Annotated in this window: 19 protein-coding genes, 1 tRNA gene, 2 pseudogenes and 1 riboswitch; of the genes and pseudogenes, 15 read left to right on the top strand and 7 right to left on the bottom strand. The window is 45.1% G+C overall.

Annotated elements, in window-relative coordinates:
- The first annotated feature begins 413 nt into the window (after positions 1–413).
- Entirely contained in the window at positions 414–1,856 is a 1,443-nt protein-coding gene (locus VOR_RS0115960) for an SNIPE associated domain-containing protein (protein ID WP_010320688.1), read from the top strand.
- Positions 1,857–2,226: 370 nt separating this feature from the next.
- On the opposite strand, the gene VOR_RS0115955 is transcribed toward VOR_RS0115960, so the two are convergent.
- Positions 2,227–2,302: transfer RNA gene (locus VOR_RS0115955), tRNA-Asn, on the bottom strand.
- 552 nt (positions 2,303–2,854) lie between these two features.
- Here VOR_RS0115955 and uvrB point away from each other — a divergent pair.
- The 3 genes from uvrB to luxU all read left to right on the top strand — a co-directional run bounded on the left by uvrB (position 2,855) and on the right by luxU (position 6,882).
- On the top strand, positions 2,855–4,885 hold the full coding sequence (uvrB, locus tag VOR_RS0115945) for an excinuclease ABC subunit UvrB (RefSeq protein WP_010320687.1): 2,031 nt from the start codon (positions 2,855–2,857) through the stop codon (positions 4,883–4,885).
- 249 nt (positions 4,886–5,134) lie between these two features.
- A complete protein-coding gene (gene luxO / locus VOR_RS0115940) occupies positions 5,135–6,541 on the top strand; it encodes a quorum-sensing sigma-54 dependent transcriptional regulator LuxO (protein ID WP_010320686.1) in 1,407 nt (468 codons plus the stop codon).
- 2 nt (positions 6,542–6,543) lie between these two features.
- The gene (gene luxU, locus VOR_RS0115935) at positions 6,544–6,882 is read left to right on the top strand and encodes a quorum-sensing phosphorelay protein LuxU (RefSeq protein WP_010320685.1); all 339 of its coding nucleotides are present in this window, start codon (positions 6,544–6,546) and stop codon (positions 6,880–6,882) included.
- A 15-nt stretch (positions 6,883–6,897) separates the two neighbouring features.
- Here luxU and VOR_RS0115930 read toward each other — a convergent pair whose 3' ends face one another.
- Positions 6,898–7,788 (bottom strand): YvcK family protein, encoded by an 891-nt coding sequence (locus tag VOR_RS0115930; RefSeq protein WP_010320684.1) that lies wholly within the window; start codon positions 7,786–7,788, stop codon positions 6,898–6,900.
- A 179-nt stretch (positions 7,789–7,967) separates the two neighbouring features.
- Positions 7,968–8,111, top strand: a riboswitch (molybdenum cofactor riboswitch).
- On the opposite strand from VOR_RS0115930, the gene moaA reads away from it, so the two are divergent.
- The 5 genes from moaA to moaE all read left to right on the top strand — a co-directional run bounded on the left by moaA (position 8,100) and on the right by moaE (position 10,901).
- Positions 8,100–9,089: a GTP 3',8-cyclase MoaA gene (gene moaA / locus VOR_RS0115925; RefSeq protein ID WP_010320683.1), complete on the top strand. Its 990-nt coding sequence runs from the start codon at positions 8,100–8,102 to the stop codon at positions 9,087–9,089. It overlaps the preceding riboswitch by 12 nt.
- A gap of 77 nt (positions 9,090–9,166) precedes the next feature.
- The gene (moaB, locus tag VOR_RS0115920) at positions 9,167–9,679 is read left to right on the top strand and encodes a molybdenum cofactor biosynthesis protein B (RefSeq protein ID WP_010320682.1); all 513 of its coding nucleotides are present in this window, start codon (positions 9,167–9,169) and stop codon (positions 9,677–9,679) included.
- A 10-nt stretch (positions 9,680–9,689) separates the two neighbouring features.
- Positions 9,690–10,190 (top strand): cyclic pyranopterin monophosphate synthase MoaC, encoded by a 501-nt coding sequence (gene moaC / locus VOR_RS0115915; protein ID WP_010320681.1) that lies wholly within the window; start codon positions 9,690–9,692, stop codon positions 10,188–10,190.
- Complete coding sequence (gene moaD, locus VOR_RS0115910; protein ID WP_010320680.1) at positions 10,183–10,428, top strand: molybdopterin synthase sulfur carrier subunit; 246 nt, start codon at positions 10,183–10,185, stop codon at positions 10,426–10,428. The genes moaC and moaD overlap by 8 nt, the downstream gene beginning before the upstream one ends.
- A 2-nt stretch (positions 10,429–10,430) precedes the next feature.
- A complete protein-coding gene (gene moaE, locus VOR_RS0115905; RefSeq protein ID WP_010320679.1) occupies positions 10,431–10,901 on the top strand; it encodes a molybdopterin synthase catalytic subunit MoaE in 471 nt (156 codons plus the stop codon).
- Positions 10,902–10,921: 20 nt separating this feature from the next.
- Here the strand turns inward: moaE and VOR_RS0115900 are convergent, their stop codons facing one another.
- Positions 10,922–11,887, bottom strand: a complete 966-nt coding sequence (locus VOR_RS0115900) for a sensor domain-containing diguanylate cyclase (protein WP_010320678.1) — start codon at positions 11,885–11,887, stop codon at positions 10,922–10,924.
- A gap of 274 nt (positions 11,888–12,161) precedes the next feature.
- On the opposite strand from VOR_RS0115900, the gene VOR_RS0115895 reads away from it, so the two are divergent.
- The 3 genes from VOR_RS0115895 to udp all read left to right on the top strand — a co-directional run bounded on the left by VOR_RS0115895 (position 12,162) and on the right by udp (position 16,251).
- A complete protein-coding gene (locus VOR_RS0115895) occupies positions 12,162–12,578 on the top strand; it encodes a CBS domain-containing protein (RefSeq protein WP_010320677.1) in 417 nt (138 codons plus the stop codon).
- Between the two features lie 285 nt (positions 12,579–12,863).
- On the top strand, positions 12,864–15,158 hold the full coding sequence (locus tag VOR_RS0115890; RefSeq protein ID WP_010320676.1) for a zinc/cadmium/mercury/lead-transporting ATPase: 2,295 nt from the start codon (positions 12,864–12,866) through the stop codon (positions 15,156–15,158).
- A 334-nt stretch (positions 15,159–15,492) separates the two neighbouring features.
- Positions 15,493–16,251: a uridine phosphorylase gene (gene udp, locus VOR_RS0115885; RefSeq protein ID WP_010320675.1), complete on the top strand. Its 759-nt coding sequence runs from the start codon at positions 15,493–15,495 to the stop codon at positions 16,249–16,251.
- 125 nt (positions 16,252–16,376) lie between these two features.
- Here udp and VOR_RS18075 read toward each other — a convergent pair.
- Positions 16,377–17,183 (bottom strand): annotated as a pseudogene (locus VOR_RS18075) (hypothetical protein).
- Positions 17,184–17,410: 227 nt separating this feature from the next.
- Positions 17,411–19,477, bottom strand: coding sequence for a methionine--tRNA ligase (gene metG / locus VOR_RS0115875; protein WP_029627288.1), 2,067 nt, complete (start codon positions 19,475–19,477; stop codon positions 17,411–17,413).
- A gap of 155 nt (positions 19,478–19,632) precedes the next feature.
- Here metG and apbC point away from each other — a divergent pair, with 155 nt between their 5' ends.
- From apbC to VOR_RS0115860, 3 genes are all read left to right on the top strand, one after another.
- On the top strand, positions 19,633–20,709 hold the full coding sequence (gene apbC, locus VOR_RS0115870; RefSeq protein ID WP_010320673.1) for an iron-sulfur cluster carrier protein ApbC: 1,077 nt from the start codon (positions 19,633–19,635) through the stop codon (positions 20,707–20,709).
- 192 nt (positions 20,710–20,901) lie between these two features.
- Entirely contained in the window at positions 20,902–21,543 is a 642-nt protein-coding gene (gene udk / locus VOR_RS0115865; RefSeq protein WP_010320672.1) for a uridine kinase, read from the top strand.
- Between the two features lie 81 nt (positions 21,544–21,624).
- Positions 21,625–23,751: an AsmA family protein gene (locus tag VOR_RS0115860; RefSeq protein ID WP_010320671.1), complete on the top strand. Its 2,127-nt coding sequence runs from the start codon at positions 21,625–21,627 to the stop codon at positions 23,749–23,751.
- A gap of 61 nt (positions 23,752–23,812) precedes the next feature.
- On the opposite strand, the gene cobO is transcribed toward VOR_RS0115860, so the two are convergent.
- Both cobO and VOR_RS18070 read right to left on the bottom strand, forming a co-directional pair.
- Positions 23,813–24,418: a cob(I)yrinic acid a,c-diamide adenosyltransferase gene (cobO, locus tag VOR_RS0115855; protein ID WP_010320670.1), complete on the bottom strand. Its 606-nt coding sequence runs from the start codon at positions 24,416–24,418 to the stop codon at positions 23,813–23,815.
- A gap of 129 nt (positions 24,419–24,547) precedes the next feature.
- A pseudogene (locus VOR_RS18070) lies at positions 24,548–25,023 on the bottom strand (outer membrane protein transport protein); the annotation flags it as partial.

Genomic DNA, 25,023 nt, shown 5'->3' with positions numbered 1-25,023 from the left:
TTTATGATGCGCTTACGATATAAGCACCAGTTGCACAAATTTGATTGTGCTAGCATCCAAAAAATCAGTATTACACCACTTTAAAGGAGAAATCATTGGCTAGACGAGGTAGTGGTTTACGAACGGCTATAAAGGTTGTTAAAGCAATAGATAGAGCTAACAAACAAGCTACTCGTGAATCCCAGCGTAGGCAAAAAGCTCGTGAGCGAGCACATGCTCAGGCAATGAGAGGGCACGAAAGAGAAGTGCGAGAAGCTCAGCGCGAATTACAAAGGCAAGCGAGACTAAATAAGTCAGCAGCAAAGCAAGCTTTTAAAGATGCAGTAGCTAACGCCGCAGAAGAATACCAGGAGCGATGTGAAGAGCGAGCCGCTCTTAGGAAGCAATTCATACAAGAGGTTCTAAAGTAATCAATGGATAATAATTTACTGATGTTGGCAGGCTTATCATTAATAGCTGTCGTATTAACTTATATTCTAACAAAACGCTCAGCCGATAAGAAAATCGAGCAATATAAGTCGCTAGATGAAGCACTAGCAAAAACAAAAGAGGAATATGATTCAGCGTGTATAAGCCGAGAATCAATAATCGCTGCCACTGAAACCGCAAAGCTAGAGCTAGATAAAATCAATGAGGAAACTGCCGAACTTCAAGCTTTGAAAGGACAAGATAATGTACTAAAACAGAGCATTCAAGAGCAGCAAGCGACCTTAGAATCGACTAAATCAACATTAGATGAACTTAACTCAAGGATTGAAAAAGGTGAGCTTGAGCTAGAAGAGTTAATGGGTGATCTTGACTTATATTCAAGGCTTGATGAATACACTGCTCATGGTCATTTTGAAATGCCTAAGTACCTTTACGAAACATCTACTCGATTCGCGGAAGAGATCAAGGATGTTAGACAGCAGCAAAAAGACATGATCAAAGATAAAACTGCGATCATTTTCCCAGAGTCAACGGTGATATCTAACGACAAGTCATTCAATAATACAATTCTAAATGGTCAAGTTAAGCTCATGCTTACTGCTTTTAATATTGAATGTGATCTTCTTATCGGTAAGGTGTCGCCGAGTTCGTTTGGGCGTACTCTAGAACGTATAGAAAAACTTGCCAACACACTAGAAAAGTCAGCAGCGACATTAGAGTGCGGATTTAATATAGATTACATCGAACTTAAGTTCGAAGAGTGTAATCTTCAATACCAATACACACTTAAAAAGCAAGAAGAGGTCGCTGAGCAGAAGCTTATCAAAGAACAGATCCGTGAAGAACAGCGAGCTATTAAAGAATTTGAGAAAGCGATAGCCGATGCCGAAAAAGAAGAAAAAATGTACCGTAATCTTCTTGATAAAGCACAGCGAGAACTTGCTCAGGCTAGTGAGCAGGATCGCTCTGAAATGGAGCAACGCATAGCAATACTTGAGCAGCAACTCGCCGAAGCAGAAGCCAAAGAAGAACGAGCTAAGAGTATGGCGGAACAAACCCGTAAGGGGCATGTTTACGTCATCAGTAATATTGGTTCGTTTGGTGAGGATGTTTACAAGATAGGACTTACTCGCCGTCTAGAGCCAATGGATAGGGTTAAAGAACTAGGCGATGCAAGTGTACCATTCCCATTTGACGTACATGCCATGATTTACACCGATGATGCTCCAGCTCTTGAAACAGCGTTACACCGCGAATTCAATTCTAAACGTGTAAACGTTGTAAACCTTCGCAAAGAGTTCTTTAATGTCGACCTTACATCTATCCAAGAAGCCGTAGAAAAGATAGCTGGAATAGAAGCCGAATTTAAAATGACGGCTTTAGCTGAGGATTACTATGAAAGCTTGAGATTAAGTGACGCAGCTTAAAAGGCAATGTAGCATAATGTGAAAATGCGCTGTTTGGTATGATATTCCATAGTCAGGCTTTATCAAAATTCAGCTTATTCGAAGTTAATGGCTTAGGGTTTCAATCCTAAGTCATTTCCGTCCATTTTCGAGTTAGCTGATGTGGCTAGCTCATTTCTGTCGAGATTTGTTTATCTGTTAAAGATTTCGTTGTCCTTGCCATGATTGGTACACCTTAAATTAGAACATACGGCCAATGTGCCTATTTGTTTGTGTACCTAAACTGTAAGCTAGTACGAGTCAGGAAAAGACGTTAAGAGAATACAATTCCTTGAAATAGCTGGGTTTAGATACAAAAAAAGACGTCCTAGGACGTCTTTTTTCTGGAATTTGGCTCCCCCTGCAAGACTTGAACTTGCGACATACGGATTAACAGTCCGCCGTTCTACCGACTGAACTAAGGGGGAATTGCTTTGAGCGGTGCGAATGGTAGCGAGTGGGGTGTTCAGTGTCAACCTTTCCAGCCTAAGAAAAAGTAAAAATATTTCCCTGAAAATACTTTACTTTTCTGTACCCCTTATCGGCATTAGGCTAGGTTTAGTTATCCACCAAAATTGTGGATAAGTGTGTTGACGAATCCTGAGCAATTTGTTTCATCAATGGGTGTTGAGTTATTACTCTACCCATTTATTGAGTTGATTTTTTATATAACACTATGTTTTTTATTTTATTTTTTGATTTATCAACTGAAATTGTCAATCAAAAATGAAAATGAGTGATGATGGCAAAAAAGGAGTGATTTTAAAGTTTTGGGGAAAACAAGTGGATTATTTTTGAAAATTAGGAGTGGTTTTTTATGAATTAGGCCGAAGATGGTAGCAAACGTATCGAGAAGAAACGAGCGTTTTTTCAAAATGGGGTAGATTTACGGTGCAATTATTTTGAACAATTGCTTGCAACAAAACATCGCTAACAGCGAGAATGCCTATCCAGTTATAGAGGTCAGCGGTAGAGGCATTATGAGCAAAACGTTTGAATTGGTATCAAGTTATCAACCGTCAGGCGATCAACCTACGGCGATCAAGCAATTGTTTGACGGGTTGGATGCAGGCCTTGCCCATCAAACCTTATTAGGTGTAACAGGGTCAGGAAAAACATTCACCTTGGCTAATGTGATCGCCAAGGCGCAGCGTCCAGTTATTTTGTTGGCACCGAATAAAACGCTCGCAGCCCAGCTGTATGGTGAGATGAAGTCATTTTTCCCCAACAATGCGGTTGAGTATTTCGTCTCTTATTATGACTACTATCAACCAGAAGCCTATGTGCCGACTACCGATACTTTTATAGAAAAAGACTCCTCAATTAACTCACACATCGAACAAATGCGACTCTCCGCGACCAAAGCGCTGCTTGAGCGTAAAGATGCGATTATTGTGGCTTCTGTATCGGCGATTTACGGTTTGGGTGATCCTGATTCTTATCTGAAAATGATGCTGCACGTTCGCCGTGGTGATGTGATGGATCAGCGCGACATTATCCGCCGTTTAGCCGAGCTCCAATACACACGTAACGATATGGCGTTTGAACGTGGTCAATTTAGAGTTCGTGGAGAGGTGATCGATATCTTTCCCGCTGAATCGGATTATGCGGCCGTGCGTGTTGAAATGTTTGATGATGAGGTAGATTGCATCAGTTTGTTTGACCCACTGACGGGCGCAATGATTCAGCGAGATCTTCCTCGCTATACTATTTATCCTAAAACGCACTACGTTACGCCAAGAGAGCGCATTGTCGATGCGATAGAGCACATTAAAGAGGAGCTGCGAACTCGCCAAGCTTATCTGTTGGAAAACAATAAGCTACTCGAAGAGCAGCGCATATCGCAGCGTACTCAATTTGATATTGAAATGATGAATGAGCTTGGTTTTTGTTCAGGTATTGAAAACTATTCACGTTCTCTCAGTGGGCGAAAAGAGGGGGAGCCGCCTCCGACCCTGTTTGACTATCTACCGCATGACGGTTTACTGATTATCGATGAATCACACGTAACCGTGCCGCAAATTGGCGCGATGTTCAAAGGCGATCGTTCACGCAAAGAAACGTTAGTGGAGTTTGGTTTCCGGTTGCCTTCCGCTTTAGATAACCGCCCACTAAAGTTTGAAGAGTTCGAATCACTTGCGCCGCAGACGATCTTTGTTTCTGCTACCCCGGGCAACTATGAGCTAGAAAAATCAGCCGGACAAATTGTCGATCAAGTGGTGCGCCCAACTGGGTTACTTGACCCCGTGCTGGAGGTGCGACCAGTCGCAACACAAGTGGATGATGTGTTGTCAGAGATCCGCATTCGCTCAGCGAAAGATGAACGTGTGCTGATCACGACATTGACTAAACGCATGGCTGAAGACTTAACTGAGTATCTTCATGAACATGGGGTTAAGGTCAGATATCTGCACTCAGATATTGATACTGTTGAGCGGGTTGAGATTATTCGCGACCTTCGCCTAGGCGAGTTTGATGTGTTAGTGGGTATTAACTTACTGCGTGAAGGTTTGGATATGCCTGAAGTCTCTCTCGTCGCAATTCTTGATGCGGATAAAGAAGGCTTTCTACGTTCAGAACGTTCATTAATTCAGACCATTGGCCGTGCGGCACGTAACATTGAAGGCAAAGCGATTCTCTATGCTGACCGTATTACCAACTCAATGAAGAAAGCGATGGATGAGACTGATCGCCGTCGTGAAAAGCAGCAAGCACACAATGAAGAACAAGGGATAACACCTCAGGCGCTGAAACGTAATATCAAAGATATTATGGAGTTAGGTGATATTACCAAGTCCAAGCAGCAGCGAGCGAACAAACAAGTGCCTTTGTCGAAGGTGGCAGAAAGCTCGCAAATCTATGAAGTATTCACGCCGCTACAACTGGAAAAAGAGATCGCTAAGCTAGAAGGGCTAATGTACAAACACGCACAAAACCTAGAATTTGAATTGGCTGCCGAAAAGCGTGACCAAATTGAAAAACTGCGTCAGCAGTTCATTACCAACAGTTAAAAAAATAGCCAATAGAAAGGCTCTATTGGCTATTTTTTGTGAACACTTTATTCTTATTCACTAACAACGTCAGTTGGCTAGGTGACCTCTAAAGGCCATCATATTGAATAGAGCAGATATCGTGCCAATTAATTTTATGCAAAAAGGGCTATTAACTAACGAATTAGCACCTTTTTGTTATTTTATTTTGCAAAATGCGAACCTTAATGCAATAGTTAAGGTAAAGTGCAAAATAATAATGGCTAGAATATGCAACCTGACTTTTCTCTACAAAAGACTAAATACCTTTTGATGGTGGAAGATACGGCTTCCGTTGCGGCGCTGTATCGTTCATACCTCACCCCCCTTGAAATCGATATCAATATTGTTGGTACTGGTCGTGATGCGATAGAAAGTTTAGCTCACCGAGAGCCGGATCTCATATTGCTGGATCTTCGGTTACCCGATATGACGGGTATGGACGTTTTACATGCTGTGAGAAATCAATACCCCAATGTGCCTGTGATATTCATGACGGCTCATGGTTCCATTGATACCGCAGTGGAAGCGATGCGCCACGGCGCCCAAGATTTCTTGATCAAACCTTGTGAAGCAGACCGTTTGCGCGTCACGGTTAACAACGCTATTCGTAAAGCTAGCAAACTGAAAAACGAGGCGGATAATCCGGGTAACCAGAATTATCAAGGTTTTATCGGCAGTAGCCAAACCATGCAATCTGTCTATCGAACCATTGACTCTGCGGCCTCCAGTAAAGCCAGTATTTTTATTACCGGCGAAAGTGGTACAGGTAAAGAGGTGTGCGCAGAAGCGATTCATGCGGCCAGTAAGCGTGGCGATAAGCCCTTCATTGCGATTAACTGCGCTGCAATTCCTAAAGATTTAATAGAAAGCGAACTCTTTGGCCACGTGAAAGGCGCATTTACCGGCGCCGCGACCGATCGCCAAGGTGCTGCCGAGTTGGCTGATGGTGGCACACTGTTTTTGGATGAACTGTGTGAAATGGATTTGGATTTGCAGACCAAGCTGTTGCGCTTTATCCAAACGGGTACATTCCAGAAAGTGGGCTCATCGAAGATGAAAAGTGTCGATGTCCGTTTTGTCTGCGCTACCAACCGCGATCCTTGGAAAGAGGTGCAAGAGGGGCGTTTTCGTGAAGATTTGTACTATCGTCTTTATGTGATCCCATTGCATTTACCACCGCTACGCGAGCGAGGCGATGACGTTATTGAAATTGCTTACTCTTTGCTCGGCTTTATGTCTAAAGAAGAAGGCAAAGGTTTTGTCCGCTTAGCGCCAGAGGTTGTGGAGCGTTTTACGCGCTATGAATGGCCGGGTAATGTGCGTCAACTGCAAAACGTGTTGCGGAATGTGGTGGTATTGAACCACGGTAACGAGATCGAACTGAGCATGCTACCCCCACCACTGAATCAAGTCGTGGATAACAAGATCCGATTAGCCAACTTAACGACCGAAACACGCAAGGAAAATATAACCGTGCACGATATTTTTCCTTTGTGGATGACGGAAAAACAAGCTATCGAACAAGCGATAGAAGCGTGTGATGGCAATATTCCTAAAGCAGCCAGTTATTTGGACGTTAGCCCTTCAACTATCTACCGCAAGCTGCAAGCGTGGAACAGTAGAGAGAACTCATAGAGATGGAACTGATCAATAAAAACAAAATTGCGCATTTGGCTCAAGAAATTGGAGAAGAGAATGTGCCAATATTGCTCGATATTTTTCTCAGCGAGCTGAGCGCCTATACACAGAAGCTCGCTGATCAAAATCTGCCGGATAAAATCGCATATTTAAAAGACATCAGCCATGCACTAAAAAGCAGTGCCGCCAGTTTTGGTGCGGATAGACTGTGCGCTAAGGCCGTGGATATTGATAGCAAAGGAAAGGCAAACTGCATTTTTGATGAGGCTGAAGAAGTGGCGGCGATGCGCGCTCTTATCGAAGAGACGCATCGTTGCTATTGCCACTTGATGGATTAACTGCCACTTGATGGATTAACTTGTGAGTTGATTCTCAATGGCTTTTTGAAGTTTAACTCGATCGTGTCGCCAGTCACGATTGGATGATGCGAGCTCTGTAGTGACACAATGCCAGTGTTCAGCCAGCTCCGGATGTGGTGTATTGCCGATCACCACATCGATTTTTCGCCCGTGGCAGGCGCGCTCACACCATTCCAATTTCTGCCGTAGCGACATGCGACCAGCAGGTCCTTGCTCGGGAGACAAGTTCTCAACAAAAATCAGCTTTGCTTTTACATTTTGCTCAATGGCATTGCCAATTTCAGGCAGCAGTAGTGGTGGCATCACACTGGTGAGAAAGCTTCCTGGGCCAAGGATGATGCAGTCTGCCGCACTGATGGTGAGTATGGTTTCTTTGGTTGCTGGCACTTCGGGTGATAAATCTAAGCGCCTTAAATCTTCGGTCATCTCGTCCACGTTGGTTTCACCCGTGACCCAATGACCATCCATAGAAAGTGCACTAAGATCAGAAGGATGCTCTGACATAGGTAAAATATTAACATCGACTTTGAGCATGTTGCGGATCAAGTTGATCGCGTCTAAAGGGCGCACAGATAGGTTATCTAATGCCGTTAGCATCAAATTACCGAGGTTATGGCCATTGAGTTCTCCCGCACCTTTAAAGCGATATTCAAACATCATCGAACTGATGGAAGGCTCAGTGATCAACTGGTTGATACAGTTACGTGTATCGCCCCATGCAATGCCACCTTGGCAGTGGCGAATGCGTCCGGTGGAACCGCCGTTATCTGTGGTGGTTACAATCCCTGTCGCATTCGATCCAAAATCTTTTAACGCCGCTAGCATGCGTCCAAGCCCATGTCCTCCGCCAATGGCGACGACTTTCTTTGAAGTGTATAGAGTCATCTGTTCTTCTTATTTTTTAATAATTAACTACAATTTAAATCAGCTTGTTCACAACCCATACTCATTAGGAGGTAAATTGGGTAATGGACTCTTTTTTTTTACGATAAGGGTAGAATCACTTACTAATATTAAGTATTTTACTTATCAGCTGCTGTAGAGATAGTTGATTATACTACCTCAACGGCTGCCATAGCTCCGAGCTTAACTGGCTAAGTCTCATTTTTGTGAGATAGGGTGGTTAAGCCAGTGGTCTAATACCACAAGGGCATAATTGGAAATGATTATGCCTCCCGTATTTGGAAAGGTGTTCCGTGGCGCAACAGTTCGAAGATAGATTCCAACGTAAATTTTATTATTTACGTTTATCTGTTACAGATGTCTGTAACTTTAAATGCACATATTGCCTGCCTGATGGTTATCAACCTTCGGGGCAGAAAAACTCGTCTTTTTTAACCCTTCCTGAAATACAACGCGTCGTGCGAGCGTTTGCCGACTGTGGTACGTCGAAAGTACGCATCACAGGGGGGGAGCCGACTTTGCGTAAAGACTTTAACGACATTATTGCTTGTGTAGCGAATACCGCTGGTATAGAGAAAGTGGCGACCACCACCAACGGTTACCGTATGGCCAAACAAGTACAAGGTTGGCAATCGGCTGGGTTAACGCATATCAATGTCAGTGTCGATAGTCTTGATCCAAGAATGTTCCACCAAATCACGGGTGAAAACAAATTTACGCAAGTGATGGCGGGGATTGATCGCGCTTTTGAAGTCGGTTACCAGCAAGTTAAAGTCAACGTTGTGCTGTTAAAAGACCTTAATCATCAGCAGTTACCTGCTTTTTTAGATTGGATTAAACATCGCCCTATTCAACTTCGTTTTATTGAACTAATGCAAACTGGTGAAATGGACTCGCTGTTTGAGCGTCACCATATTTCAGGTGTTGCTATTCGTAATCAACTGATTGCCAATGGTTGGGTGCTGAAAACCCGAGCTCACAATGATGGGCCAGCGCAAGTATTTGTTCATGCCGATTACCAAGGTGAAATCGGCCTTATCATGCCGTATGAGAAAAACTTTTGCCATAGCTGCAACCGCTTACGTGTTTCGGCAAAGGGGAAGTTACACCTGTGCCTTTTCGGTGATCAAGGCGTTGAATTGCGCGATCTGCTCGCTCAAGATAATCAACAGCAAGCCTTAATTGAGCGCATTCAAGCGCAATTACAGACCAAGTCGGTCAGCCATTTTTTACAAGATGGCAATACGGGTATGACACCTAATCTCGCCTCCATTGGCGGCTAATGGCGGCTAAATTCTTTTTGTCACTGGCTATTGTTTAGCGGGTGATGTGGGTACACATTTGAACAGTAGGTGAACACATGGGTCACGCAGAAAGCGCATTTCAACCAGCACATATTGCCGTACTGACGGTTTCCGATACACGTACTGAAGAAAACGATACTTCAGGCGGTTACTTAGCTGAGCAACTTCAACAAGCGGGACACATTCTGGCCGATAAGCAGATTGTTATTGATGATCAGTATAAAATTCGCGCGATTGTTTCTCAGTGGATCGCGGATGAAAACGTGCAAGCCGTGCTGATCACGGGTGGAACGGGTTTTACCTCACGCGACAGCACACCAGAGGCATTAAAGCCCTTGTTTGATAAAGAAGTGGAAGGTTTTGGCGAGCTGTTCCGATTGGTCTCTTACGATGAAATTGGCACTTCAACCATTCAGTCTCGCGCCATTGCAGGTTTTGCCAACCATACGGTTATTTTTGCCATGCCAGGTTCAACAGGAGCGTGTAAAACCGGTTGGACAAAAATCATCAAACAGCAGTTAGATGCCAGCCATCGCCCGTGCAACTTTATGCCACATCTTTCGGTTTAACGGGGTTTCAATGAGCGAATTTACTCATATTAATGCCTCAGGCGAAGCCAATATGGTTGATGTCTCGGCCAAGGCTGAAACCGTACGTGAAGCACGTGCGGAAGCCTTTGTGAAGATGTCACCACAAACGCTGCAACTGATCCTTTCTGGGCAACACCACAAAGGTGATGTGTTTGCCACCGCAAGAATTGCGGGCATTCAAGCGGCGAAGAAAACGTGGGATTTGATCCCACTGTGTCACCCATTGCTGCTTACTAAAGTAGAAGTGCAGCTTGAAGCCATCGAAGCACAAAGCAAAGTTCGAATTGAATCATTGTGTAAATTAACCGGTAAAACAGGGGTTGAAATGGAAGCCTTAACCGCGGCATCGGTGGCGGCGTTAACCATTTACGACATGTGTAAAGCAGTACAAAAAGACATCGTGATTGAACAAGTGCGCTTACTTGAAAAAAGCGGCGGGAAATCTGGTTACTTTAGCGCTCAGCCACAACAAAAGGTCACGCATGATTAATGTCCTCTTTTTTGCTCAAACTCGTGAGTTGATCGGCCAAGACAGCATTCAACTCAAGGCACAGTTTGCTACGGTTGAAGCGCTGCGTAGCCACTTAGCCTCGCAGCCTGGGAAATGGGATTTAGCTTTGCAACCGGGAAAACTGCTGGTGGCAGTCAATCAAACCATCGTTGCCTTTGATTACCCGTTAAGTGATGGTGATGAAGTGGCCTTTTTTCCTCCAGTAACCGGAGGCTAGTGATGGATAGTCGTATTTCTGTTCAAATATCAGATTTCTCGGTAGATGCAGAATACCGTGATTTGTCGCAAGGTAGTTCTGCTGGTGCTGTGGTTACCTTTATTGGCAAAGTTCGTGATATGAATTTAGGTGATAATGTTATTGGCTTAACGCTTAAGCACTACCCAGGGATGACAGAAAAAGCCTTGAGTGACATTTGTGATCAGGCGCAGGCACGATGGCCAGTGCAAAAAATCCGTGTGATCCATCGAATCGGTGATTTAGATATTGGTGATCAAATCGTGTTTGTGGGCGTGTCGAGCCCACATCGTGGTGCGGCTTTTGAAGCCTGTGAATTCATTATGGATTACCTTAAAGCCAAAGCACCGTTTTGGAAGAAAGAGCGCACCACCGAACAAACACGTTGGGTTGAGTCTCGAGATTCAGATGCCCAAGCTGCTCAGCGTTGGGCCAATCATCACACCATCGACTAAGTTTTCTGGAGTATATGAGACTAAGTTTTGTGGAGTATATGAATAGTTCCGCGCTGTTGATTCTTCGCGTGAAACAGCGCTTTATCGGCCGTTGATACAAACTGTTCTGGCGTTATGCCAGTCGGTATCTGTTCGCAATATTGAATGCCGATAGTAATCGATACATAAGACGACACACGAGAATAGCGGTGAGGAATTTGCAGCTCTCTCACTTGATTAAGTAGTTGCAATGCTTTTTGCTCGCACTGTTTAATATCAATATCCGCAATAAACAGTAGAAATTCATCTCCTCCATAACGAAAGCAGAGGTCATCTGTGCCTTTCCAATGTTGCAGTGTACTCGCTATTTTACGAAGTACGTCATCGCCATTCACATGACCATAGTGGTCGTTATATTCTTTGAAACAATCTAAGTCGATCATGAAAATTGCAGCACTACTTTGCTCACGCTTGATCTTATCTAACGCTTTGGGCAGCAATGAGTCCATCGCATAACGGTTATAGACCTGAGTTAAGTGATCCACATTGGTCAGTTTTTCTAACTCAAGTTGGTGTATAGAAAGCCGCTCTAACGTACGCTTATAAGCGGTAATATTTCTCACAATCCATAGCACGTACTCAGTATTTTTCAGCGGAATGACCAATGCGTTAAAAAACTGAATATCGAGAGGGCCAGAGCCGTCTTTAAATTGAGCTATCACTCTTAGGTCGAGATCATACTCAAACTCTTGCATTTGTCCGCTATCAACCACTTCTTGGATAATTTGATGGAACCAAGCGGCTTTGTTTTCGGGTAATACCTGATATAGGCTTAGGCCAATTAAAGTCGTAGGATCATGGTGGCGATTGCGATCGGTTCCCCCTAAAGCCTCCACATATATGGCATCACGGTTAATCAGAAAAGTGGGTTCTGGTAATGACTCCAACAAGCTGCGCATCAGTGCTGGGTTTTCTATAATCTCGGAAAACAGTGACGAATTCACCATGCTCAGTCCTTATTAATACAATGGTCAATATTTAACATATAAATGATATTAACTGTAAAATCTTGCGAGATATCGTGTTCTTAACGAGTTGTTTGATTCAAAGATGAGACGCTGTGATAAAAGATTTTACTGTTTCTCCTTGATAAAAATTAACTATTTGTAATATCGATAGTTTGTGCCGATGAGCAAAATTGATTTTTTCCATTTAGTAAAATTGCGAAATTAGGCAACACTTAAGTTAAGGCAGCATAACGTTGCAAGTAAGGAGACAGATATGCAATCGCTAATCGTTAAAGATTATATGACATTACAAGCCATCACCTTCAAACCGGACATGTCGATGACTGCGGCTTTAGAAAAAGTGATGCGTTCGGAGCATCTTGGTGGTCCTGTGATTAACGACCAAGAGCAAGTTATTGGGTTCCTATCAGAGCAAGATTTGCTCGATAAATTAGTAAAGGTGAGCTACTTCTGCGAAGACACGAATTTAGTCCGTGATTGCATGCACCCTGAAGTGTTGTCCGTTTCATCAGACACCACGATTATTGAGCTAGCAGACATGATGAAAGTAGGGAAACCGAAAGTTTATCCCGTGATCGATCAAGGAAAACTGGTTGGCATTATTACGCGCAGAGATGTACTGAGAGCATTAGGGAAAAACTTAACGCACTGTTTTAAAAAGCCAACATAGCGAACTATACCCTTCCTACTTGAAGCTGCAGCGGTGTTGGCTACGTTCGTTCACCCCAATCACATAGTTTGCCTATGCTCATGGGGACTCACTCACTTGCCCCTACCTGCAACTCCAAGTTGTTTGGGTATATCAGCAGTAATAAATAAAATTCTAGAGGTGCAGTGCACCTCTTTTTCATCGAATCAAGGTGAATGTGCGTTAAGTGCAGGTTTAATAAAAAGGCGCTTGACATTAGAGTTGACTCCAAGGTTTAAGCTTTGTGCATCAGAGAAGGAGAATCCTATGTGTACAAAACATCAAGCTTGCTGCTCTACAAAAAACGGCATGGCAAACCCGCAGCCGGTGTCATGCGCTAGCCTCAAAATTAACGCGATTAAAGCAGCAGGCGTTAATTCAGATGAAGAGGCGTGCTGCGGGTCACAAGACTGCGCCAGCAATGATCCTGATGATGAACCCGCGCAGCTCACGCCAGTTGAAACACAGTTTAACCAAAGCTGGAAAATTGAAGGGATGGATTGCCCATCTTGCGCACGTAAGGTTGAAACGGCGCTTAAAAAAGTGGGTAATGTGATCGACGCCAAAGTGCTGTTTGCCACTGAAAAATTGGTGGTTAAGTTTAATACCGAAGAGGTAGCGCTTGAAATAGAGCAAGCGGTTCGTAACGCAGGTTTTACGGCTCACCGCATTGATGCGGCTAATCCAGTTTCTGCCCCCATTCATAGTGACTGGAAGTCGGTCATAAAACAGAACGCGCAGATCCTCTCCATTGCTGGCGCTATGATACTCGCCGCTATTGTGCAGCCTTATTTCCCTCAAATCAGCGATGGGATGTTCATTTTGACCTGCCTTGCAGGTTTGTATCCTATCGGCAAAAAAGCGATTCAACTGGCACGCTCAGGCACACCCTTTGCGATTGAAACCTTAATGAGCGTTGCGGCGCTCGGAGCGCTCTATCTTGGTGAAACGGTTGAAGCGGCGATGGTGCTATTACTCTTCCTCATCGGAGAACGGCTAGAAGCTTTTGCCGCTTCTAAAGCGCGTAGCGGTGTACAAGCTTTAATGGCACTGGTGCCTGAAACGGCAACAAAAATTGTGGCAGGAGAACGCATCACGGTGGCAGCACATGAGCTAAAACCGGGGGATGTAGTGGAAGTTTCTCCCGGCTCTCGGCTACCTGCGGATGGTCAATTGCACGAAGCGTCGGCCAGCTTTGATGAGAGTGCGTTAACGGGCGAATCACTGCCTGTCGAACGTTATCAAGGTGATAATGTCATGGCGGGTGCTGTGGTTGCGGATCAGGTGGTGCGTTTTACTATTACCTCCAAACTGGGTGAAAATGCGATCGATCGCATTTTACATCTGATTGAAGAAGCGGAATCTCGCAAAGCGCCATTAGAACGTTTTCTTGATAAATTTAGCCGTTGGTATACCCCATTAATGATGTTGGTTTCATTAGCCGTGGTTGTGATACCGCCGACACTGTTTGCGCAGCCATGGGAAACATGGGTTTACCGTGGCTTAGCCTTACTGCTGATTGCTTGTCCATGTGCGTTGGTTATCTCAACTCCCGCGGCCATTACTTCTGGCCTTGCCGCAGCGGCGCGTCGTGGTGCGTTGATCAAAGGGGGCGCGGCGCTCGAACAGCTTGGGAAAATAGAGAGTATTGCTTTTGATAAAACAGGCACTTTGACTAAAGGTAAACCGGAAGTCACGGATATGGTTGCGCTCAATGGCTGGAATGAGGAGCAATTATTGCGCTATGTCGCAGCGGTTGAAATGGGCTCGAGCCATCCTCTGGCAACCTCTTTAGTGAAAAAAGTGCAAGCAATGGCTTTGCCCATTCCAGAATCGATAGAGAAGCGAGCGTTAGTTGGCAGTGGGGTTTCAGGGGTTGTGGAAGGGAAATCACTGCGCGTATTAGCGCCAAGCAAAGCGAATGTTGCGTTTTCTGATGCATTTAGCGCGCAAGTGGAAGCGCTAGAGATGCAAGGCAAAACAGTGGTGGTGGTTTTTGAGCAAGAGAGCATTGTTGGTTTAATTGCATGGCAAGATACCTTGCGTGAAGATGCCAAAGCCGCCATTGAAGCACTGCGCCGTTTGGGGATCGACACTATTATGCTCACTGGCGATAACCCTAGAAGCGCTGCGACGATGAGCGCTCAATTAGGGATAGATTTCAAAGCCAGTTTATTACCGCAAGATAAAGTGGAATACATTCAACAGTTGGCGCAGAGAAAACAGGTGGCGATGGTCGGGGATGGCATTAATGATGCGCCTGCAATGAAAGCGGCCAGCATTGGTATTGCGATGGGGGGTGGTACCGATGTTGCGTTGGAAACGGCCGATGCGGCAATTACTCATAATCGATTGGCCGAGCTCGCCACCATGATCGAGCTATCACAAGCTACACTCGCCAATATTCGCCAGAATGTCACGCTAGCGCTAGGCTTAAAAAGTATCTTTTTAGTCACGAGTTTACTCGGTATTACGGGCTTATGGGTGGCGGTGCTGGCCGATAGTGGAGCTACCGCGTTAGTAACGCTCAATGCGTTGCGTCTATTGAAATTTAAAAAATAGTCCGAGGCTAAAAACCAAAAAGCTCAGTAAGGCATGGCGAGTCGTTATCTCTCATGCCTGTTGGGTTTGCACCCTATTGTGGTAATAGTGTGAAATGCGTCGATATTGCGCTTGTATTTTGTTACGCAGTATTGGAAATCATCTTTTAGGGTTGGGTGTTATTTCATCAATCTTGCTGTTTTTTGTGATGCAAGCCGTTTTTATGAGAATGTGTTCGTTACATTGCGTCATTCATTGTGAATTTGATCACTCTTTGTTGGTGCATGGTCCGCTAGAGTAGCTGCATACTCGATGTATATCTATGAGCTGAACAAGCCGCAATAAGGAGTCACTTATGTCTCAAGCCGTTTTCCATCTAGGTGTTACCGAAGCCGATCTGAATGGTGCTACTTTGGCCATTATCCCTGGGGATCCAGCCCGCGTACAAAAAATCGCTGAAGAGATGGAAAATCCAGTCTTTCTTGCTAGCCACCGTGAATACACTGTGTACCGCGCAGAGTTAGACGGTAAGCCAGTCGTTGTTTGTTCTACTGGTATCGGTGGTCCTTCTACGTCTATTGCGGTTGAAGAGCTTGCTCAACTTGGCGTGCGTACTTTCCTACGCGTAGGTACTACTGGTGCAATCCAACCTCATGTCAATGTGGGTGATATGATTGTCAGCACAGGTTCGGTGCGCCTTGACGGTGCAAGTTTGCACTTTGCGCCAATGGAATTCCCTGCTGTGGCTGATTTCGATGTCGCCACTGCAATGAAAGCGGCTGTAGTGGAAAGTGGTGCAACCGTGCACATGGGCGTTACCGCATCAAGTGATACTTTCTACCCAGGCCAAGAGCGTTATGACACCTTCACTGGTCGTGTTGTGCGCCGTTTCCAAGGCTCAATGAAAGAGTGGCAAGACATGGGCGTATTGAACTTTGAGATGGAATCCGCCACTTTGCTAACCATGTGTGCGAGCTCAGGTTTGAAAGCAGGTTGTGTGGCGGGTGTGATCATCAACCGTACTCAAAAAGAGATCCCAGATCACGCGACACTCAAAGAGACCGAGGCTCGTTCAATCAAAGTGGTTGTCGAAGCGGCGCGTAAAATGCTGTAATTGAGTTCTGAATTTACACTGTATCTATGTACACGGTGAGTGATTAGGCCACTTTTGAATAAGGTGGCCTTTTTTACTTTCTAAATAATCACCAGTCAAACAGTCACCCGCTAAACAATTACTCACTAAGCAATCGCCAATTTAGGCAACGGAATGTACAAGCTCTCGGTTAAGTCGCTGAGCATCTGGTCGTAAACGTGAGAGATGCTGAGTGAAATATCCGAAGTGATTTGGTACATCGCGCCAGCTTCTATTTGAAAGGCAGGATGATCATGCAGTTCGCTCAGGCTATGCAGCGCGGCTTAGCAGCTTGGCGAAGCTACCGTTAAAGGGCTGATTAAGGCGAGTTGATTGATCCTACGCCTGACAACCTCACTATAATGCTGCAAGCGTATGCGGCCATCTTGAGTATCCATTTCATCAATGCTGATGCGCAACTGAGTTAGCGCGTCCATCGCATCAATGACCTGTTGCCAATTAATATGGTATTCATCGCTGAGATCTTCGCGGTTGGATTCCACCAACCAAGCCAGCATTACCTCATCCATTAAGAACATACAGTGGCGAATCGTCTTGCCATGCATCATCTGGTTGCGAGCCACAGAGTGCTCTGGCCACTCCTTGATGAGCGCTTTAAGCTTAATTTGCAGCACACGGTACATTGGTTTGTTATCAAAGTGTGCGATAGCAATTAAGTGATTACTGTTGTCATACAGCGTATCGTGTAATTCACTGAGCTCAGTATCACGCCTTTGACCTAAAGCCAAAGCTTGGTGAGTAATGCTACGGTGCTGACGGCATAAAAACAGTAGCTGGCGAAGGTCGATCAGCAGTTGATATTTACGTTGTAATGTGGATTCACGCTGTTTTGCCAGATAAAACATCAGCCACAATATACCGATAGAGATAAGCATTGAGATAAAAACAAACATAACCAACTCCTTGTTAATGTTATACCAATCTAGAGTTAGCAGGGTTAATGCCAGTTTTTTATTTGTTTAAATTCAATGGGTTATGCATTTGCGCGTTGAAGTGATGCATCTTATTAGTGCATTTTGAACTAAAAGTGTGAGCAGGGTCGATCGGTTTTAGTCAGTGGGGAAATAAAAAATCCCCAGCACAGAGCATGCCGGGGATGATCATCGTGAAGATTGATGTATTACAGTACGCGCATGCCAGCTTGAGCACCTTCATGTGGCTCAAGGATCCATAGCTCGCTGCCACCCGGGCCTGCGGCTAAGATCATGCCTTCTGACATGCCAAACTTCATTTTACGCGGTTTGAGGTTCGCTACCATGACAGTATACTTGCCTACTAACTCCTCGGGTGAATAAGCGGCTTTAATACCTGAAAACACTTGGCGAGTTTCGCCACCAATATCCAATTGGAATTTAAGCAATTTATCTGCTTTTGGCACCGCTTCGCAAGCGATGATCTTAGCGACGCGTAAGTCCACTTTGGCAAAATCATCAAATTCGATTTCAGCAGCAATAGGGTCTTTACTTAGCTCAGTTTCAACTGTGGTTGGTTGCGCGCTCTCAATCGCGGCTTTTTCTGCTGCCGCTTCTTCTTTAGACGCTTCAATCATCGCTTCAACGTGTTTCGGATCAATGCGATTAAACAGCGCTTTGAATGGCGTGAGCGTATGGCTTGTTAATGGTGTTTGTACGCCTTCCCAAGTGAGTTCTTGGTTTAAGAATGCTTCGGTTCGCGCCGCTAGTTCTGGCATCACAGGTTTTAAGTAAGTCATTAACACGCGGAATAGGTTGATACCCACTGAGCAAATGTCTTGTAGCTCTTGCTCTTGACCCTCTTGTTTAGCCACAACCCAAGGCGCTTTTTCATCCACGTATTGGTTCGCTTTGTCCGCCAATGCGGTGATTTCACGAATGGCACGGTTAAATTCACGGCTTTCGTAAAGATCAGCAATGCGATCCGCTGCTGCGGCAAATTCTGCGTACAGCTCTGGTTCGGCAAAGGTTGCAGACAACTGATTTTCAAAACGTTTGGTGATGAAGCCTGCATTACGCGATGCAAGGTTGACGATTTTATTGACCACATCGGCGTTCACACGTTGGGTGAAATCCTCAAGGTTTAAATCAAGATCGTCGATGCGGCTATTGAGTTTTGCGGCGTAGTAGTAGCGTAAGCATTCTGGGTCTAGGTGGTTTAAGTAAGTGCTTGCTTTGACAAACGTTCCTTTAGACTTCGACATCTTCGCGCCATTAACTGTGACATAACCGTGCACGAAGACGTTATTAGGCTTACGGAAACCACTGCCATCAAGCATCGCTGGCCAGAATAGGCTGTGGAAGTAAACAATATCTTTACCGATGAAATGGTACAGTTCGGTTTTACTGTCTTTATTCCAGTATTCGTCAAAGTCTAAGTCATCGCGTTTGTTACATAGGTTTTTAAATGAACCCATGTAGCCGATAGGCGCGTCTAACCACACGTAGAAGAATTTGTTCTTTTCGCCGGGGATTTCAAAGCCAAAGTATGGCGCATCACGTGAAATATCCCACTGTTGCAGGCCGCCTTCGAACCACTCTTGCATTTTATTGGCGGTTTCTGTTTGTAGCGATCCAGAGCGAGTCCACTCTTTGAGCATGCTTTCAAATTGAGGAAGGTCAAAGAAGAAATGTTCAGAATCTTTCATTACTGGCGTCGCGCCAGAAACGGCCGATTTCGGGTTGATAAGCTCTGTTGGGCTATAGGTTTCGCCACACGCATCGCAGTTATCACCGTATTGATCTTCTGACTTACATTTTGGGCAAGTGCCTTTCACGAAGCGATCAGGCAAGAACATCTCTTTTTCTGGGTCAAACAGCTGAGAAATGGTGCGGCTTGAAATGAAGCCATTTTTTTTCAGCTCAAGATAAATGTGAGAAGCCAGCTCGCGGTTCTCTTCGCTGTGAGTGCTGTGATAATTGTCAAAGCTGATATCAAAACCTGCAAAATCTTTTTGGTGCTCTTCACTTACTGCGGCGATCATCTCTTCAGGTGTAATACCCATCTGTTGTGCTTTAAGCATAATTGGCGTGCCGTGAGCATCGTCTGCACAGATGAAGTTTACAGTGTTGCCGCGTAGGCGTTGGTAACGAACCCAAATGTCAGCTTGGATATGCTCAAGCATATGACCAAGGTGGATCGAACCGTTAGCGTACGGAAGGGCACAAGTTACCAGCAGTTTCCTTGAAGAAACTTTTCTTGGGTCAGTCGCCATACTTAATATTCGCTTTTTTGATAGGTATGAAAAATAGAGACCAATACTACCTTATGCAGCGAGCGACTCCAAGGCGTGAGCCTAAGGAATCCCGCAACTTTTTTGGGGTTCAGTCTGACAATAGAGAGTGATAGCATGAGCAAAAAGGAGAAGCTATGCAGCCGTTCACATCTAAACAAGATTTTTGCGATTGGTTAAACCAATTTGAACACCCTCATCTTATTGCGGGGTGGGCAAACCAACCGCATTGGGTTTCGGTTACAACAGCGGGACGTTTGACGGTTCATATTCCATTTGCCGCTAAAAATTTTCTGGATGAGCTTTCCGAATGGGTCGTCTCCAAGCAGCAAACCGATGCGCTTTCCCCATTCAGTGTTGAGATAATCATTGCGCCGAAAGCGCTAGCGACGACGGTCGCTCATAGTGTTAATGGTGTTAAAAATATTATTGCGGTGACTTCAGCCAAAGGGGGCGTCGGCAAATCAACCACAGCCGTCAATCTTGCTCTAGCCATTGCTCAATCTGGGGCGAAAGTTGGCTTGTTGGATGCGGATATTTATGGCCCTTCAGTGCCGATGATGCTTGGCAAGCAAGAAGCAAAGCCAGATGTGCGTGATAATAAGTGGATGCAGCCAGTTGAGGCATTTGGCATTTTCAGCCATTCGATTGGCTATTTGGTTGATAAATCTGAAGCGGCGATTTGGCGCGGGCCGATGGCATCGAAAGCACTGGCGCAACTGCTCAATGAAACCGAGTGGCCAGATGTGGATTATCTGGTCATCGACATGCCACCGGGGACAGGTGATATTCAACTCACCTTGTCACAACAAATTCCGGTAACGGGCGCGGTGATCGTCACCACTCCGCAAGATCTGGCACTAGCGGATGCGCGCAAAGGGGCGGCCATGTTCGAAAAAGTCGACGTTCCGGTTATCGGGCTTATTGAAAATATGAGCTATCACATCTGCAGTCATTGTGGAGAGAAAGAGCATATCTTTGGTGTCGGTGGCGCGCAGAAACTGGCCAGTGAATATGGGTTGGCGCTGCTTGCACAAATTCCCCTGCACATTGCCCTGCGTGAAGACATCGACCAAGGTTGCCCTACCGTGGTTGCTCAGCCAGAAAGTGAGCATACACAGCGTTACCTTCAACTGGCGGAACGAGTCTGTTCAAGCCTATATTGGCAAGGAAAGCCTAAGCCGGATGCAATCAGTTTTACATTAGTAGACTAGTGTTGATTCGCAGTGCTATGAAAGTAGCACTGTAGTGATCTTTTCTGAAATACGACGGAAACGTTTGCTTGGTAGTTTGTTATTCAAACCTCTTCCAAAGTCCAAATCGAGACTGGTATCAGGGGGTTGAAGTCCCTATAATCGGCCAGTTTATCTATTTTCATCACCAAACCATCACCGGGTGCAAAAATAATGTCTGAGAATAATCAATGCGTCATCGTAGGTATTGCTGGCGCTTCAGCTTCTGGAAAAAGCCTGATTGCAAGCACGATTTATAACGAACTTCGTGCCAAAGTAGGCGACCACCAAATTGGTGTGATTACGGAAGATTGCTATTACAACGACCAAAGCCATCTCAGTATGGAAGAGCGCGTTAAGACAAACTACGACCACCCGAATGCACTTGACCATGATCTACTTTGCCAACATTTAGAACAATTAACCCGTGGCGAAGCGGTTGAAGTGCCAGAGTACAGCTACACTGAGCATACTCGCACCGCGAATACAACGCTATTAACACCCAAGAAAGTGATTATTTTAGAAGGTATTTTATTGCTGACAGACCCACGTTTACGTGACTTAATGCATGCGACCGTATTTATGGACACTCCGCTGGATATCTGTTTATTACGCCGAGTGAAGCGTGATGTAGAAGAGCGCGGCCGCACCATGGATTCGGTATTGAAGCAATACCAAAAAACGGTTCGCCCTATGTTTATGCAGTTTATCGAACCGTCAAAACAGTACGCGGACATTATCGTTCCTCGTGGCGGTAAAAACCGTATCGCCATTGATGTATTAAAAGCCCACATCGCGAAATTGTTGAAATCTTAACTTTTGTGGTCTTTATTTTTAAGCAGACAAGTGGCACTTTAGGTGCCACTTTCTTTTTCTAATTAAGCAAGGAAAAAGCTGATGAAAAAACTGTTTCTTTTCATTGCCATTATTATCGGTGCGTTAATCGCTGCCGCGCTCGCACTTGTCCTGTTGGTCAATCCTAACCAATTTAAGCCCTTGATTGTAGAACAAGCCAAACAGAAAACGGGGTTGGACTTAGTCATTGAAGGAGATATCAGTTGGAGTTTCTTCCCTTCGCTTGGCTTTGAGCTGGGCCAAACTGAACTCAGAAACCCACAAGGTTTCAGCGCTCCAAACCTGTTTAAAGTCGATCAAGTTGGCATTGAAATTTCGGTGATGCCATTGCTGGATAAGCAACTGGAAATTGGCAATATCCGCCTAAATGGGGCAGAGTTCCATCTTGAAACCCTTAAAGATGGCCGTTCAAACTTAGATAGCTTAACTCAAGCCGCGCCTCAACCAGTCGCCTCTTCCGCCGTAAACGAAACAAAACAGGCACAAGAAGAGACAAGCAGCGTCAATGCGAGCAACCCTGTTCAAGAGTGGACGATTAACTTAGCGGGCGTTAGCGTCGAAAACGCATTACTGGAAATACAAGACCGCAAAGCCGGTACACATACCAAGCTGTATGACGTGGCGGTCAATCTTTCAGAGTTTGCGGTGGACAAATGGACGTCAGCGACTTTTGCCGCCAAAGGTAAAAATAACCAACAAATCTTTGCCGCAGAAGGGCGAGCTGAATTCAAATTAGCCGCCGGTTTCAAGGATTATGCGCTGAAGAACGTTGTGCTTGATGCGAGCTTTAGTGACCCATCAAACCAGATTGATTCTGCGAAGATTGAATTAGCCACGTTCGAGTTTGGTAAGAAGAATGCGCTGTCATTCAGCGTGAAAGGAAAGGTAGCGGATTTAAAACTTGATGCGAAGGGGAGTGCGCAACTGACTCTCGATAAAGCCATGAGCTTGGTGAAGATTGATACGCTGGTGCTGGATACCAATCTAGAAGGAACCAGTTTGCCACAAAGCCCCATGCAGATCGGTTTAACTTCGAACATTCGTTTTGATCTCTCTAAAAACCAACTGGATGTCTTACTCAGTAAATTAACCGCAAATGCATTAGAATTTGATGGTGATGTCAAAGTGACGTTGGCTGAGATCCCTAAAATCCGCTTCAATATGCATAGCCCAAATATCGATTTGGATGAATTTTTAGGGCTTGCGAATCCAGCAACGGCAAGCAGTGCCGTGAGTGAAAGTAAGGCATCGTCAGGCTCAACGTCAGCTGCACCTGCTACGGTGAGTGCTGAAGTTGAACCGGATCTCAGTGCATTAAAAACGTTGGATGTGCAAGGCAAGGTCACCATAGACAAGTTCAAAGCTAATAATGCTCGATTACAGAATGTGCAAACCAGCTTTAGTGTCGATCGTGGCATCGTGAATTTAACCTCATTCAGTGCCAACCTTTACCAAGGCACTATTCAGGCGACCGCTCAACTGGATGCAACCAAAGTACCTGCCACTTATAGCGCTAAAAAAAGCGTTAAGGGAGTACAGGTGCTGCCGCTATTAAAAGATGTACTCAATAATGAGATGTTACAAGGCACGGGTAACATCGATGTGGACGTAAAAGGCCGCAGTTTGACGCCAACGGGCATTCAACAAAACCTTGTCGGAACCGTGAACATCAACTTTGCCGATGGTGCAGTCAACGGTATTAACGTCGCTCACCTTATCCGTAGCAATTACGCCAAAATTAAAGGTAAGAAAGTGGATGACGACCCAGTGAAGAAAACCGATTTTAGCGCCATGACCGCTACGCTGAAATTGAATAAAGGGGAAGTCACCACCAATAACCTCGCTATGCAATCACCACTGTTGCGTATTCGTGGTGAGGGTAAAGCGAATTATCTGCAACAAACGGTTGATTTTTTGGTGAGCACTTATGTGGTAGGAACGCTAGAGGGGCAAGGTGGCAAAGACATTGATGAGTTGCGAGACGTCACGATTCCTATCAACATCTCAGGGCAATGGAGCGATCCTAAATTCAAATTGGTTTTTGATGATGTGTTAAGACAAAAAGCGGAAAAAGAGATTGACCGTGGCTTGGAGAAGCTCGGCGTTGAGATAAAAGATGAGAAAACTAAGAAAGCGGTTGATGGCTTATTAAAAAGTCTTTTTAAGTAATTTACTGGGTTGATTTGATTATGATTGATCAAACCTCCTCAATTTAGAGGAGGCTTTTTTATCACCAGTCGATGCCTTTTCGTGCTTTGATGCCCGACTCAAAGGCGTGTTTCACATTTTTGACTTCCGACACCGTATCGGCGATTTCAATCAAGCTGCGGTGTGCTCCTCGGCCCGTGATCACCACTGACTGCATTGCTGGCCGTGTTGTTAAGGCTTCAATCACTTCGTCTAATTCGATATAGCCATAGCTCACCATGTAGGTCAGCTCATCAAACAACACCACATCAATCGACTCATCTTTAAGCATGCGTTTGCACTCTTGCCAAACCCCTTGCGCCGCTGCGGTATCGGCTTCTTTGTTTTGCGTTTCCCAAGTAAAGCCCGTCGCCATGACTTGAAATTCGACGCCCAGTTTTTCAAGCAGATTACGTTCACCGTTTTCCCAGGTGCCTTTAATGAACTGGGCTACCGAACATTTCAAACCGTGGCCGACAGCGCGCGCAATGGTGCCAAAACCTGAGGTAGATTTCCCTTTGCCATTGCCGGTAATGATCAATAACAACCCTTTCTCTTGCTGGGCCGCGGCAATTCGTGCATCGACTTGCTCTTTTACTTTCTGTTGTCTCGCTTTATGGCGTTCATTTTTAATTTCTTCAGTCGACATGCTCAATCCTGTTCATTAATAGCGTTGCCGCTATCATAGCTCAACTACTCGGCAGCAAAAACCATCGAAATTACAAGGAATAAAAAAGCCAGAGCAGTGCTCTGGCCTTCTGGAGTGTTTCTAATGAGTTTAGAAGCGGTAATTAGCTTGTACGCCGATAAGCCAAACATTGCCCGTTACTTCACCATTAAATGCACCACCAATTTGTGCTGAAGTAGCATCAGAGGCATCTCTTGGTTCGTTGATCGTGGCATCTTTTGCAAAAATATAGGTAAAGCCAGCGTCAAGTGTTAGCTGTGGTGTGGCAACGTAACTTGCACCGATACTAAGCCAAGTTCGGTCAGTCTCTGGGATTGTTGCTGTGCGGTTTTTATCGTCCACTGCTGATGTGTCGTACGCAATACCTGTACGCAGAGCGATCTTAGCGTCGTGTATTGGTAAGTCGCACCTAAGGCAAAGCGGTAGTTATCTTCCCAGTTTTCTGATTTGATCAGATCTGACTTCTCTGGGAATACGGCAGTCAGTTCCTTGAATGAGCTCCAATCTGTCCAGTTCACGCTGGCATGCAGTGCCAGTTTCTCATTTAATTGATGGTAACTATACCC

This window comes from Vibrio ordalii ATCC 33509 (genome assembly GCA_000257205.1).
GTDB lineage: Bacteria > Pseudomonadota > Gammaproteobacteria > Enterobacterales > Vibrionaceae > Vibrio > Vibrio ordalii.
This window is presented reverse-complemented; position numbering and strand designations above follow the sequence as displayed.